This is a genomic window from Flavipsychrobacter stenotrophus (assembly GCF_002954265.1).
In the GTDB taxonomy this organism is placed as follows: Bacteria; Bacteroidota; Bacteroidia; order Chitinophagales; family Chitinophagaceae; genus Flavipsychrobacter; species Flavipsychrobacter stenotrophus.
Genome location: NZ_PPSL01000002.1, coordinates 1112734 through 1125433 on the forward strand (window position 1 = coordinate 1112734; position 12700 = coordinate 1125433).

Sequence of the window (12700 nt, forward strand, 5' to 3'; positions counted from 1 at the left end):
AATCGACATTGACCTCAGCTTAAGGTGAGGTATACGAAATTTTGAATTTTGAATCTATAATTGGTGCGCATACAAAAACAGGGCTATCCGCCCCGGCGGCAAAAGTAATCGATTTTTGCGGAAAACAGGGCATTCGACCGCTCAAAAAATGCAATTAGAGCAGTTGGCATACAAAATACCGACATGAGGCGAATACGAACAGACTTTTTACAACAAATTGCATATTGGTAAAATGCAACATGTTTTATGCTCCGGCTGTTTTATAGCCATGCAAAAGCGCCCATTCGAATGGCAATTTGTTTTTATTAGAAAATTAAATCTGTGTCATTAAAAAAAATAATTGCATTTTTATGCAGATACCTAATAAATTCCCTTTCAGGTGGTATTATTTGCATAATTTTGCTGCGATCGGCTAAATTTAGCCGCAGGAAACATACTTTTTCGCACTTTTGCGATTATTATAAAAATACACATAATGAGCTTTTTGGGCTTCTTTAAATTTCTTACTCAGGAAATTGCGATAGATCTTGGCACAGCCAATACACTAATAATACATAACGATCAGGTAGTAGTAGACGAACCATCTATAGTAGCCATAGACCGCACAACAAATAAAATTGTTGCCGTAGGTAAGAAGGCAATGATGATGCATGAAAAGACGCACGAAAATCTTAAAACCATTCGCCCGTTAAAAGACGGTGTAATTGCAGACTTTAATGCGGCTGAAGGTATGCTGCGTGAAATGATCAAAATGGTATACCCTAAGAAACCAATGTTCCCACCAAGTTGGAGAATGGTTATCTGCATACCATCAAGCATTACTGAAGTGGAGAAACGCGCTGTACGTGACTCTGCAGAACAGGCAGGCGCTAAGGAAGTGTATATGATACATGAGCCAATGGCAGCGGCACTGGGTATAGGGATAGATGTAGAAGAGCCTACCGGCAACATGATCATTGATATTGGTGGTGGTACTACAGGTATCTCTGTTATAGCATTGGCAGGTATTGTTTGCGATCAGTCTATACGTATTGCGGGAGATGAGTTTACAGGAGATATTATGGAGGCTATGCGCCGCTATCATAGTTTAATGATTGGAGAGCGCACAGCAGAACAGATAAAGATACATGTAGGCTCTGCATTGAAAGAACTGGACAACCCGCCCGATGATATTGCGGTGAACGGACGTGACTTGGTTACCGGTATTCCTAAGCAAATAATGGTTTCTTACCAGGAAGTAGCTGAAGCTTTGGACAAGTCAATATTCAAGGTTGAAGAAGCGATATTAAAAGCATTGGAAAGTACGCCTCCTGAGCTTGCTGCAGACATATATCGTCGCGGTCTGTATCTTACAGGTGGCGGTGCATTGCTGCGCGGACTAGACAAGCGTATCTCGCATAAAATAAAGTTGCCGGTACATGTAGCAGAAGATCCGCTGCGTGCTGTAGTTCGCGGAACGGGCATGGCACTGAAAAATATTGCGAGAATGCCTTTCCTGATGAAATAAACGAACAGCTCCTTTACGGAGCTGTTTTATAATAGTTCAGGTTCTGGCATCTGCTGTTATAGCAGTTTGTTAAGCTAACCTGTACGACGACACCGCTTTTTAGTTTTTAGTTTTAACTTTTTTAGTTTTTAAGTGCGCAATTTCATACTCATCATACGGCGTTTCTTCAACCTGATACTCTTTGCAGGGTTGGAGATATTGTGCCTGGTGTTGATCTCGCATGCCCACAATCTGCAGGGCGATGAGATAGTGAGTTCTGCTAACACGGCTGTTGGTATTCTCTATGAGAAGAAGAGTGATATGGACAAGTACTTTGGCCTTGGCAGAATGAATGATAGCCTGCTGAACGAGAACATGAGGCTGCGCAAAATAGTAGACCAATACCGCACGGTAGATACCCTTAAGGATATGCCGGTGCGCAGAGAACTAGCCACATCAGACACCACAACCCATGTAGTGAAGTATGCTGACTATGTATATCGCACGGCCAGGGTAATAAATAACTCGGTAGACGGAGTAAACAACTACATTACCATTAACCGCGGAACCAAAGACGGCATTGTGAAAGGCATGAGCGTTATTTCCGGTACAGGTCTTGTAGGGCGTGTAGAATACGTCACTGCGCATTTCGCCAGCATATTATCTATACTCAGCAACAAGCAGCAGGTAAGTGCCAAGCTGAAGGATGGTACATTTAAGTCAACAGTATGGGACAATGAAAGGCCTGAGGTTTTCCTGATGAAGGATATGCCACCTGAAGCAAAGATCAAAAAGGGCGATTCTGTGTTCACAACATCTTTTGGCAACACATTCCCACCTGATGTATTGATAGGAACGGTAAATGTAATAGAGATCAACAAAAAGAACGGCAAGCAGCAATTATACCTGAAGCCGGCTACCAATTTCAGAAGCCTGCAGTATGTGTATGTACTGGAGAACCTTATGGATGCAGAGCGAAAACAACTGGAAGAAGTACCGGTAAAAAAGTAACAGAACAAAATGAACGTTTACATAAAAAACATCTTACGCTTTTGCATTATTGTAATACTACAGGTATTCATACTGCAGCGTATTACCCTGCATTGGTTTACAGAACCGGCAGGTGCTTTATTTATTCCGTTCATCTACCCCCTCTTCATTTTATTGCTGCCCTTTGAAACCCCGGTATGGCTGCTATTGATTCTTGGCTTCATTCTGGGCGTTACTGTGGATTCATTTATGACCACTGCGGGCATGCATGCTTGCGCCACGGTGCTTATAGCTTACCTGCGTACCAATGTACTGAACGCCTTGATGCCACGTAATCTTTCTGAATACATTAATCAGCAACCATCAATTAAAAATATGGGTTGGATGCCATTCCTGGTATACAGCGGATTCCTGATCATCCTTCATCACCTGGTATTCTTCACCATTGAATCCTGGTCGTTCGTGAGCTTTGGCTCCCTCATGCTGAAGGTAGGTGCATCATTTGTCACCTCTATGTTGTTCATCATTGTATACATCCTGCTCTTCACCCGCCAGAATGTTTCAAGGGCCTAGTCAAGAGGAATGATTGCGTTGAACACAACAGTATAAGCAGGAACTGTAGCTTCAGGCCTAATGAAATTTACATAAATCTGACCAACATTATTTATCACGCTAGACATATGTTTTACCCAGGCAACACCTAGGTCGTCTTTAAACATTGCTGAGGCATAATAATGGGTGAGAAAATAGTTTGTCGTGTTGGGTGCATATTCGGCTGGCAAAGTCCCTAGCAATGAATTCGCCGGCGACGCAGCAAAATTCTGTGCATTATTAGCAGTAAGCTGTGCCTGTATGGTCAATGTGTTAGTTAACCAGTTTTTCTTATAGTAAATAGTGCCCGACACGCCGCCAAGCGAAGCCAGCGTACCCACCGGCAGCGTATTCCATGTTGTTTCTCTTCCGTTCAATCCAAACTGTGTATGATAGGGTACCGCAACACTGTAAGGAAATTGGGATGAAGACGTAACAGCCGGGCCCGAACTAAGCATGGCCGTAACATTACTTACTGCAGGAAAAGAACTGCCATCATTATAAGTTAAAGATGTAGTGTTGTTGGCTATAATGACTAGCGGTACATTGGTGCCGGTGGGCGTAACGGTGCTGCCGGTAAATTTGATCATCGTGCCGTTGTAGAAAAACCAACCATCGGTAATAGTTACAGCACTACCGGCCGTAGTCATAGCCATACCACTAATGATGGTTGGCGTTGAAGAACCTGCACCCAGTGTGCCCAGTATATTGATACACTCCGTATATGCCTTTTGCATATGGTCCAGCTCATCCTGTGTAAGCGGGAATCCACCCGAATGCGTGAAGTTTATTGATCGCATAAATTTCTTTTATTGGTTGTTGGAATTATTATGAAGTGCGTTTAATATGTTACTACATTATACCTGTTACGCGATGGCAATCTATACTTGTCTATCAGCGCATTCATACGATCAGTATCCCATACTACAGCTACAGGCACCTTTACAATAAAGTGGTAACCGCTATAGTTTACTTCCGTTCTGGTATACAACCAGGATGGGTTGGCATATGCAACAGTTACCGGCTCTCCGATTTTGCCTAAATAAAGCGGATGCAGCTCTGAAGGAAGGAATACATACTGTGGGTCGAATATAACGTCATCTACCACCTGTATACCCCTGTTTACCGGGTCAAACACGTCGTTGAGCACCGCCTGTAAAAAGACTACCTGCCCATTGTGCGTTAATGTGTAGATATTCGCATTGCGGTTTTGTGTGAATTTGTAATACAACTCACGCACCGGCGTTACCAGGCACCTGAGCCAATGCATCATTATGGGCTTTCTCAACCGTACAGGCAACAATAGCCTGATCAGTTCCGGGAAGTCAACTTCAAAGTAGGACATAGTTATAGTGCTTAATATTATCAGATAGGGCTGTGAGAAATATAGGTTGCATTGGCCAACAGATAAGATTCGTCAGCTACCATGTAGCCGGCATCAGGTGCATACTCCACGGTTACCGGTGTGTAGGGCAACGCGGCATAGGTAGCAGCTGCATATACTACAACACCTATCACCACTCCCTCAATTCCCTGCAATGCGGCAATAAGGTTATTTATAACAAACAATCCGTTAAATGGCAGTGCCTTAAGAAATTGCTTCACTGCATCTTTCACCGGATATGTGCTAGATCCATCTATGCGCGCTCCCGTAGCATCCAGCACAAGCGGATCATAGTAAATGGTCAGCTGTAGCCTCAGCACATCCGGGTTACCACTGGTTATCTGCATACGCACTCCGGCATCTTTTATGAGTTGGATGTATGCTGTAAAAGCGGTTAGTTGAGTCACGCTCAAAGGTGCCAGCGACCCGCCACTAAGCGTAGCTACCTTTAGTCTCACCAGGCTGGGCAATTCAACCGCCGCAGCGTAGCTGATAATGGCAACAGTAGGGTCAATAGTTGGTGTTACATAACTATCGCTTTCATAAGGCAGCAATACACCGTATTGAAATTGTCTTGCTTTAGTTACATACCATTGTAGTGTATGTGCGCGCTGGGTGGCAATGATCTGATCCACCTCGGCTTTGTGTGCATCAAAGTAGTTCTCCAGCACCCACTGACAAACAGCTACTACATAGGTCCACAGTAGCCATATAGCAGTATTGCTTGTACTGGTCAGCCCACTTAGTGTTGGATCCATCAGCTTAGCGGTAATTATCGATTGTTGTATTTGCGCTATGGTGCGAGCCATAATTTAGAAATATTAAAGGTGAAATTCTGTCGGAACTGTTATCCTCTTGTACCGATCACTATCTTATTCTGTTGCAGATAATTCAGTGTGACAGCGTCTGAAGTATTAGTGTCAGGTACCAGGTACTGAACGCCCGTAATCAACGGTGCAGTAATGCTTCTTTCGTTCGCTGCCATTACTTCCATTGCCGCTTCCATGGTTCCGGCATGCATCAATACCACATCCAGTGATGATTGATTGGGTTTTACAATTGCTGTCTGCATAGATCTGTTGTTAGTATTATTTATAAAAGGCATTACTCTTCAGAACTCCATCTGCATCAAGCCTGATGCTTTGTACGTCCATACCATCACGAGAGAATTCAATACTCACTGCGCGTATCAGATCACGCATGTGTTCATCGTCATAGTATTCGAAAACCCCTACACCAATAGTTGGGTTCTGTTTAAAGTCGCCTTTGTTATTGAGTATCAACTGGCGCTGATGTTGTGCGGTACTTTCATCAACCACAAAGTCGCCATGTTGTATTGTTACGTCTTCACTATCGTCAAGACATATGTCTATCATTTGCCTGGCCATGCTGTAAAAAATTGACAGGGTTTATAGAATGTAATTAGTGTGCAAGTAGATTACTTAACCTTGTGATCAATGCAGTGAAATCAGCAACGTTTGTAGGCACGCTGCTTGGACCTGAAGGGGTGGGCACGGTAAGTACACTAATGTGTGTAAGCAGGTCTTTCAATATGTCAAACAAACTCTCACTTGCGGTCTTCATTTTAAATACCGTGTTAGTTACTTCCAGCGCCACATTGCTGTTTTGTATGGTCACCTTATCATCAGTCATTTCATAATTCACCGAGCCAATCTTTATCGACGCCTTAGTGATCTTACTCGCGCAGAGCAAAGCCCATTCACCTGGCCCATCTATGCTGCCAATAACAACATCGCTGTCGGTGTCGGGATAAACGATCAGGCCATCTGTACTACCGGATATATCAATCAGCCGCACGCCTTCTATGGGCTCTCCATCATCCGAGGGTCTTACAGTCATTGTGCCGGCCCCTGCATCCACACTCACAACTTTACCACTAATGATCTCAAAAGGTTTGTGTGTCAGTGCCCTTATGCCTGCGTTTATCTTAGCTGTGTTTTTGTTCATCATTATTTGTTTGCAAATCCTACCAATACACCCAGTTCTACTTTTCGCCTTGCACCTGCAACACCAAAGTGTGTTTCCACACTCTCTACCAGGTATTGCCCATTTCTATCCGGCTGGGTGTTGTCTGTTAGCTCGGCTACAAATCCTGGCGAAACAAAAGGAACTAAAAATGTTTGTACAGCACCTTCATACCCGGCATAGTTCATGCTATATGCTTTTTCGTTCGCAAGTTCCTTCAGCGCAGGTGATTCTTTTATCTGGTTGAGTATTTTGCTATGACTCCGGGCAAACTTTTTAAAGACATCCGATGTCTGAGATTGTTGCGTTCCTGTGGCTGTCTTCTTGCTATACTTAACCTGAACCGGATCGTCTTCTGTCGTGCGCTTTTTCAGCGTGTTGTTTTTAAACACATTGTACCCAAGTCTGTACTGTACCTTCCCTCTTTTCAACTTATCAGTACCCTTAGAGTAAGGGGTCTTTACAAGTCCGCACCAAAGCACATCAGGCTCTATAAAGAAACACGTAGCGGCACCATCAGTATATTCAATTATCTTATTGATCACATCAAGGCCGGTTCCATTCACTTGTACATTATTGAATTCGCAATCCAGTTCGCATTGTATCGCTATCGGATATTTACTGTCTATACCTGCAATGGCAGCACTTAAAAGATCTTTAGCTGATACGGATGCTTTCGAGATGTTCACTTTGTTTCTCCTAAGCAACCAGCTGTATCCTTCGCAGGCTATCTCCAGCGGCATGTTCATATCCCTGCGCTTCACAAACCCCTTGAACTCAGTAGTCATTGTGCCGTTATAGCCAAGCTTTATTATTACAGCGTCTCCATCTTTAAATTGTTCCCCGGTTACAACAGACTCGGTATTGCGCTTATCATCTTTCGTGATCCTGGCCAGTGCCGGTATCTTTATGGTCGCGGCGCCGGTAATGCTATGCATGCTGCTGCTGATAACAACCTCATTCACTCCTCTGAAGTGAAAACCATCAATAGTAATATCGCTATTCAGTACAAACATCAGGTTATAAATATAAGGTTAAACGGTTCATCGCTGATCATGTGTAGTTCATATGGCCGCACATTCTTTACTCCCGTAACCGGAAGAAATTTCAACTCTCTGATCTACCTGGTCACTACCCTTACGATCTGGTCTCAGCAAGAATATATCCGTCAAAGGGCATTTTATTGATAGTGCCGCATTTTGTTCATAGACCGTGCGCAGCATTGTCACTTCTTGTTCCGGGAACTCATTCTTGCTCCCAATAATGAACCCTTTAATGATGATTTCATAATCTTGAATATTGATCAGCTCCTTTACGGTCCCGCGTCTTTCTGTAAGCGGCGTCTCTATTATAGTCTTCTTACTGGTAATGGAAATAACAGGGTGTGGTAATTGCCATTCATGCGCATCACCGTTTTCTGTGGCACTATCGCTAAAAGATATCTTTACCGGCAGATAGTATTCGTTTGCCATAAGATCATTAGCATAATAGTCAGAACCATGTGCACCATGCCGGGTTGTGCTTGGCAGTTTCTGGTTGTTCCCGCTAACCTCTCTAAACTGCGGCTCGAATGCCTGCGATCTGTAACCAAATGTCTGCTGAAACAACAGAGACAGATCAAAAGATAATTCTGACATAATTAGTGTATTGTATTAACGCTGTGTAAAATTTCTATCAGCACCTCTTCCACCTTTCGCTTAAAGTCATTCATCCCTTCTTTGCTATCTTTTACATTGATAGTAAAGTGCACAATTAGGGCCTTATTGAAGTTGATGGTGTTGCCTGTATTGCCGCGTTGTTGATAGTTATTAGATGTCCCGCCCGGGGCCTGCTTCGATTCCTCGTTAATGATTTTTTTGGCGCGGTCAAATTGCTCAAGAACAGTTACTTTACTCTTTTGGTAATAAGGATCTTTTCTGTGCTGTTTATCCATCATGGCTATTGCGTTGGTAACATAGGTATTGCCATATTGCTCATATCCTTGTATCAGGTCAGTCAGGTATTTATTCTGTATGTCATCAAGAGTAATATTGCCCATGGTCTTCCGTGGGGCGTATCGCTCCCTCATTTGCTTGCGGGATACGTACCGCTCTTTTTTAAAATTCGCGATACCATACGGATCTCTCCACTTATCTAGCACCAATGGAAGCGATTCTGTCCTGAACAAGCCCATGCTATCGAAATTCTTTTTAAAGGCTTTCTCTTCTCCTGGATCATCAAAAAGAACCTTATTTATCGCAGGCTTACTCATAGCATTGTTCCTATTGAGTGCCATTGCCAGGCCTATACTATAGGCAGGGTTGTTCGCAGCCATGTCGTCATTAAAGAGAATATCTCCTCCCTTAGCCAGCCATACATCTGCAAGTTTTATGGCTTCATTCTGTATTTGTTCTGGGCTTTTCTGCTTTGCTAATGAAGCGATATAGCTGGCATGGTCTCTTGTTGCGTGTACGGCGGCTAAACTATTATTACCGTATTTTAGACCCTTATCCACAAAGTTTGTCTGCGGCACATCATAAGGGTCTTTTATCTGGCGTCTTTGCCAGTCATATAAACCCACTGCCAGTGAAGTGCCTGTAGCAAAAACAGCTGCCGCGGGTCCCATCACACTCGCATTTTCTCCCGCTGTGGCTGCGCTCCCTAATATCTCTATTATTGACTTTATCTTAGAGATATTATCCTTCGACGCATCGAGTTTTTCTACTCCATCCAGCACACCTGCAATACTACCAATAGTTCCGGCAACGCCTTTTAACTTCGCCATATAGCCCGCCAATCCCTCTATCGAACTACCCGCTTCTGAAATGGTCTTTACGCCTTCGCTGGCGGTTTTAATTACCTCTGTGTACTTCTTTATCCTTCCGGCTGTCTGCCCCGCGCTTTCATCTGCTTGTTGTATGCCATTGTGAATAAAACTGCTGAAGTTGTCCTTATCTCGATTAAGCTCATTGTTACTTCTGCCTGCCAGCATATTTTGCAAAGCATTGGGTCTGTCTATATTGTTTGCCAACGTAACTATTGCGCTATTCAACCACAATATGTTCCCAACGGCAACTTCTATATTTTTGTTGTATGCGCTTAACAAGACTGAGGGGTGGGACTGCAACAATATGTCGTTAAAAGAGACATAAGTGTAGATAGGATTTACAGGAGCTGAAATGTGTGCATTTTATGTCTGGCATGCGCTACGCAGATAATTCAGATGTGCTATTTTTTGTGCAAATGCTTCATCGCTCAGAGAGCGGTGGTCCAGGCCCGGAAGATAATATTCAAGCATTGTTTCGAGGTAGCCAAAGGAATCGTGTGCCGGGCCGCCACGCGACTCCTCTATAAGTTTACCAGTCTAGCTTTTTTGCCTTCCAGTTTTACTTTAAGCTCCTGGCTTATGCCTATAAACATCTGGTCATCTTTTAATAGTTCTTCACTACCACCAATAAAGGTTAGCGTAGCCAGTTCTTCAAATACATCCAATGCCTTATCCCTATCTGCTTTACTCATGGCGCAGTTCAGCTCATTGCGACCCGGATTTTTGAAGTACCCAATGTGTCCATCTACCTCCAGTGCATAAATGCCATATTTATACTTGGCTTTCCATTCCGCTACTTGCTGTTCACTTACTTCACCGGTTAGCACTATGCTCGGCTTACCACCTGTTGATTCACCCTGCGGGGCGTAATATTTTTGTTGCATGATCTGTTAATTGAATTGTCTTGTAAATCTTATTTGTAGATGCTATCAGGCAGACACTAAGCCCATAAAAATGATTGGCAGCGCTATGTCCATATTCTTGGCTCCCAGCCTTTCTCAAAGTCCTTTATTTGTACCCCCTTAAGGGTATCTGTCTGTAACGGCCTTCCTGTCTGAGGTTTGTAAGTGACTATGATATCGAACTGCATATCTAATACGTCATTCCCACCAAAATCTACCGCTGCGGCATTCATGCTGTCTAATGCGCCCTTAAGCACTTTGATCTGCCCTTCATAGGTTCGATTGCCACTCTGTATGCTTATAGGCTGATCACCGGCACCATGCAGCAGTTGCTTGTCTTTTACTGCCTTATACTTCAGCCCACGTATCTTCACCAGCGGCGCTCCTGCAAATAGCACAGACATATCTGCCCATTCACATTCCTTGCTATCAAAAAAAGTTATACTTGCCATAAAATTTTGTTGTTTAAAACCGATTAAATTGATTGTACTTGTGGCTCAACAATTGCACCCGGCTCCTCCGGCACTATCTTCTATCTACTAACCACTATTCACTAAAGCGCAGGATTATCAAAGCCAAGGTTGATCTCTACGTTTGTAGCATACCCTACAGGTACTATGCGCAGTATCACGTTCAGCTGATTAGTACTCAGTATATTCTGCGCGGGGTCTATAAGGCACGATACGCTGCTTATCTCCCTGTTTACAGTCATGGTATTATTCACCTGATTCTCTATTTGCTGACTCAGCCATTTGCAAAATCCCGCATCAAGCGTACCATCAGCATTCACAGGCACTTCATCATCTACCTCTTGCACAAATATGGAGTAGGCCAGTGTGTGTACCTTATCAATTACTCGGCCTCTGGCCAGGAAATGGTAATCATCAGTAAATGCACTGCAGGTATCATCGCCCGAGAAAAAGTAACCGGACACATTTGGGTAGGTGATGAAAGTGATGTATCCCTTTCCTGCTATCTCGGGAATATCATTATGAACACTTTCTAATGTTGCCGATCCAATATATGCGGCCCTGTTACTGAGCGCACCGGTTCTTACCCTGCTCACTTTTCGCATCACAGGTATTACCGAAAGTCTCCCAAGTAATAATCCTATACACGCACAGTCTCCCGATGTTGTATCCCCAACAAGAATGGCTGTTCTGTTGTTTGTTGTTTCACCTGTCAAGTTTACCAGAGTGGCGGCATGTCCGTTATATGATGTTCCGCCCAGTACTGCCCTGAAAGGCTGTTGGCCCTCAAAATATTCTCTTGCCAGTACATCCATTTTCTGGGCGGCAGCATATTCGTCGGCATTTATTGTGTTCGTTGTGTCTATCGTCAATGTTGTTGCAAGCGAATAGGCTGTGTCGTTGGTCATCACACCAAGCAGCTTTATGCGTCCTCTCGCATAATCCAACAACTTTCTTACACCATCTGTGTTGTGGGGTTCCACAATGTCCACGCTCGACATTTCTGCTCTCGTCAACATAAGGTAAAGCGATGCACCGGCACCGGCTTCTGTATAAAAATCTGCTACTTGCCTGTATGCGAATGCATTATTGGCCATCGTGATCCCATACTCCGTCAGGTCTTCAAGACTCTTTATAAGTATTGGTGTTTCTATGCTATACGTACTGCCAACAGATGTTCCGGTTAAAACCATACCGGCTACACCGTCATCTGTTTGCAAGGTCGATCCTAGCCGGCCATTGGCCAGGGTTAAATTTACTGTTCCCATTTCTATAGTTTTTATCGTTAGTATTGTTCTCCTTCGGCACTCATCGTTCGCCAGCCATCAACCATCATATCTTTAATGGCAGCCATTGCTTCTTTCCTTGTTATAGGTATTACAAAGTCGTCATCAAGTTCCGATGCATGATCTGTTGCCGCGGTCAATTCGGTAAATGCCAGGTCGTCTGCGGTAAAGTATAGCACCTCCACCCTGGGGTATTTTTTGAAGTAGTGTTTTGCATTTTTCATAGCAATACGGTTTATTGTTGTTTGTTTAATTGTATTTAATGAATCCGCACAGCGCCTTGTCCGTTATCAGTCGCTTATGTCTCACTACCTCATAACCCTCTCGGCCGCCTGTATCATTGCTATTCCCTTCAATGGTGTATATCACCTGTCCTTCCGCCTTTTCTACTATACCGGTGTGGCCCTTACCACCACCATACAATAAGATAAGTTGATGTCCGGGTAAGACTAATGAAGGATCTTTCAAAACTGCCGCTTTGGTTGTTTTCTGGCTGGTCGATGTCTTATTCCAGCAGTCAAGTACACCTGCGGTGCGTATTACAGGACAGCGGTAATTTAGCCGCCCCGCGGCATTTGAAAAACACCAGTATACAAATGCCTGGCACCACGCATACCCCGGGTTCAACCCTACAGAAAGCAGGTACTTATCTACCATAGGTCCGCTGTTACTTCCCAATGGCAGCTCCCGCTGGCCTATTTGTTGCTGCGCCATCAATAGCGCAAGGGAGGAAAGCGTAGTTGTAGCAGGCCCGTTATTTTTATTATACATAGTTGGGGAGTTGAAATAGTTATCTATT

General features: G+C 43.8%; 17 protein-coding genes. 3 read left to right on the forward strand and 14 right to left on the reverse strand.

What is annotated here, in order from left to right; genetic code table 11:
- The first annotated feature begins 475 nt into the window (after window positions 1-475).
- From CJD36_RS10030 to CJD36_RS10040, 3 genes are all read left to right on the forward strand, one after another.
- Window positions 476-1507 carry a rod shape-determining protein gene (locus CJD36_RS10030; protein WP_205685585.1) on the forward strand — a complete coding sequence of 344 codons (1032 nt, stop codon included), beginning with the start codon at window positions 476-478 and terminating at the stop codon, window positions 1505-1507.
- A gap of 132 nt (window positions 1508-1639) precedes the next feature.
- Window positions 1640-2497 (forward strand): rod shape-determining protein MreC, encoded by an 858-nt coding sequence (gene mreC, locus CJD36_RS10035; protein ID WP_105038994.1) that lies wholly within the window; start codon window positions 1640-1642, stop codon window positions 2495-2497.
- 9 nt (window positions 2498-2506) lie between these two features.
- Window positions 2507-3049 carry a rod shape-determining protein MreD gene (locus CJD36_RS10040; RefSeq protein WP_105038995.1) on the forward strand — a complete coding sequence of 181 codons (543 nt, stop codon included), beginning with the start codon at window positions 2507-2509 and terminating at the stop codon, window positions 3047-3049.
- On the opposite strand, the gene CJD36_RS10045 is transcribed toward CJD36_RS10040, so the two are convergent.
- The 14 genes from CJD36_RS10045 to CJD36_RS10110 all read right to left on the reverse strand — a co-directional run bounded on the left by CJD36_RS10045 (window position 3046) and on the right by CJD36_RS10110 (window position 12672).
- Window positions 3046-3867: a hypothetical protein gene (locus CJD36_RS10045; protein ID WP_105038996.1), complete on the reverse strand. Its 822-nt coding sequence runs from the start codon at window positions 3865-3867 to the stop codon at window positions 3046-3048. The two genes, CJD36_RS10040 and CJD36_RS10045, sit on opposite strands and share 4 nt — an antisense overlap.
- Before the next feature lie 41 nt (window positions 3868-3908).
- Complete coding sequence (locus CJD36_RS10050) at window positions 3909-4412, reverse strand: hypothetical protein (RefSeq protein WP_133162585.1); 504 nt, start codon at window positions 4410-4412, stop codon at window positions 3909-3911.
- Window positions 4413-4432: 20 nt separating this feature from the next.
- Window positions 4433-5260: a nucleotidyltransferase gene (locus CJD36_RS10055; RefSeq protein ID WP_105038998.1), complete on the reverse strand. Its 828-nt coding sequence runs from the start codon at window positions 5258-5260 to the stop codon at window positions 4433-4435.
- Between the two features lie 38 nt (window positions 5261-5298).
- Window positions 5299-5523 (reverse strand): hypothetical protein, encoded by a 225-nt coding sequence (locus tag CJD36_RS10060; protein ID WP_105038999.1) that lies wholly within the window; start codon window positions 5521-5523, stop codon window positions 5299-5301.
- Window positions 5524-5539: 16 nt separating this feature from the next.
- Entirely contained in the window at window positions 5540-5839 is a 300-nt protein-coding gene (locus tag CJD36_RS10065) for a hypothetical protein (RefSeq protein WP_105039000.1), read from the reverse strand.
- Between the two features lie 34 nt (window positions 5840-5873).
- On the reverse strand, window positions 5874-6422 hold the full coding sequence (locus CJD36_RS10070; protein ID WP_105039001.1) for a hypothetical protein: 549 nt from the start codon (window positions 6420-6422) through the stop codon (window positions 5874-5876).
- Window positions 6422-7453: a hypothetical protein gene (locus tag CJD36_RS10075; protein WP_105039002.1), complete on the reverse strand. Its 1032-nt coding sequence runs from the start codon at window positions 7451-7453 to the stop codon at window positions 6422-6424. Before CJD36_RS10075 ends, CJD36_RS10070 begins: the two co-directional genes overlap by 1 nt.
- Before the next feature lie 48 nt (window positions 7454-7501).
- Window positions 7502-8074 (reverse strand): DUF6046 domain-containing protein, encoded by a 573-nt coding sequence (locus CJD36_RS10080; RefSeq protein WP_105039003.1) that lies wholly within the window; start codon window positions 8072-8074, stop codon window positions 7502-7504.
- A 2-nt stretch (window positions 8075-8076) separates the two neighbouring features.
- Window positions 8077-9468, reverse strand: a complete 1392-nt coding sequence (locus CJD36_RS10085) for a hypothetical protein (protein ID WP_133162587.1) — start codon at window positions 9466-9468, stop codon at window positions 8077-8079.
- Between the two features lie 296 nt (window positions 9469-9764).
- Window positions 9765-10127, reverse strand: a complete 363-nt coding sequence (locus CJD36_RS10090) for a hypothetical protein (RefSeq protein ID WP_105039005.1) — start codon at window positions 10125-10127, stop codon at window positions 9765-9767.
- Window positions 10128-10210: 83 nt separating this feature from the next.
- The gene (locus CJD36_RS10095; protein ID WP_105039006.1) at window positions 10211-10597 is read right to left on the reverse strand and encodes a hypothetical protein; all 387 of its coding nucleotides are present in this window, start codon (window positions 10595-10597) and stop codon (window positions 10211-10213) included.
- Window positions 10598-10698: 101 nt separating this feature from the next.
- Entirely contained in the window at window positions 10699-11883 is a 1185-nt protein-coding gene (locus CJD36_RS10100; RefSeq protein WP_133162588.1) for a DUF2586 family protein, read from the reverse strand.
- Between the two features lie 17 nt (window positions 11884-11900).
- A complete protein-coding gene (locus CJD36_RS10105) occupies window positions 11901-12125 on the reverse strand; it encodes a hypothetical protein (protein ID WP_105039008.1) in 225 nt (74 codons plus the stop codon).
- Between the two features lie 25 nt (window positions 12126-12150).
- Window positions 12151-12672 (reverse strand): CHAP domain-containing protein, encoded by a 522-nt coding sequence (locus tag CJD36_RS10110; RefSeq protein WP_105039009.1) that lies wholly within the window; start codon window positions 12670-12672, stop codon window positions 12151-12153.
- Window positions 12673-12700 lie beyond the last annotated feature (28 nt).

Excerpts from the sequence above, each read along its gene's own strand:
- CJD36_RS10050 (WP_133162585.1), bottom strand. The coding sequence starts at position 4,412 with ATGTCCTACTTTGAAGTTGACTTCCCGGAACTGATCAGGCTATTGTTG.
- CJD36_RS10095 (WP_105039006.1), bottom strand. The coding sequence starts at position 10,597 with ATGGCAAGTATAACTTTTTTTGATAGCAAGGAATGTGAATGGGCAGAT.
- CJD36_RS10075 (WP_105039002.1), bottom strand. The coding sequence starts at position 7,453 with ATGTTTGTACTGAATAGCGATATTACTATTGATGGTTTTCACTTCAGA.
- CJD36_RS10060 (WP_105038999.1), bottom strand. The coding sequence starts at position 5,523 with ATGCAGACAGCAATTGTAAAACCCAATCAATCATCACTGGATGTGGTA.
- CJD36_RS10040 (WP_105038995.1), top strand. The coding sequence starts at position 2,507 with ATGAACGTTTACATAAAAAACATCTTACGCTTTTGCATTATTGTAATA.
- CJD36_RS10065 (WP_105039000.1), bottom strand. The coding sequence starts at position 5,839 with ATGGCCAGGCAAATGATAGACATATGTCTTGACGATAGTGAAGACGTA.
- CJD36_RS10100 (WP_133162588.1), bottom strand. The coding sequence starts at position 11,883 with ATGGGAACAGTAAATTTAACCCTGGCCAATGGCCGGCTAGGATCGACC.
- CJD36_RS10105 (WP_105039008.1), bottom strand. The coding sequence starts at position 12,125 with ATGAAAAATGCAAAACACTACTTCAAAAAATACCCCAGGGTGGAGGTG.
- CJD36_RS10030 (WP_205685585.1), top strand. The coding sequence starts at position 476 with ATGAGCTTTTTGGGCTTCTTTAAATTTCTTACTCAGGAAATTGCGATA.
- CJD36_RS10080 (WP_105039003.1), bottom strand. The coding sequence starts at position 8,074 with ATGTCAGAATTATCTTTTGATCTGTCTCTGTTGTTTCAGCAGACATTT.
- CJD36_RS10090 (WP_105039005.1), bottom strand. The coding sequence starts at position 10,127 with ATGCAACAAAAATATTACGCCCCGCAGGGTGAATCAACAGGTGGTAAG.
- CJD36_RS10070 (WP_105039001.1), bottom strand. The coding sequence starts at position 6,422 with ATGATGAACAAAAACACAGCTAAGATAAACGCAGGCATAAGGGCACTG.
- CJD36_RS10055 (WP_105038998.1), bottom strand. The coding sequence starts at position 5,260 with ATGGCTCGCACCATAGCGCAAATACAACAATCGATAATTACCGCTAAG.
- CJD36_RS10110 (WP_105039009.1), bottom strand. The coding sequence starts at position 12,672 with ATGTATAATAAAAATAACGGGCCTGCTACAACTACGCTTTCCTCCCTT.
- CJD36_RS10045 (WP_105038996.1), bottom strand. The coding sequence starts at position 3,867 with ATGCGATCAATAAACTTCACGCATTCGGGTGGATTCCCGCTTACACAG.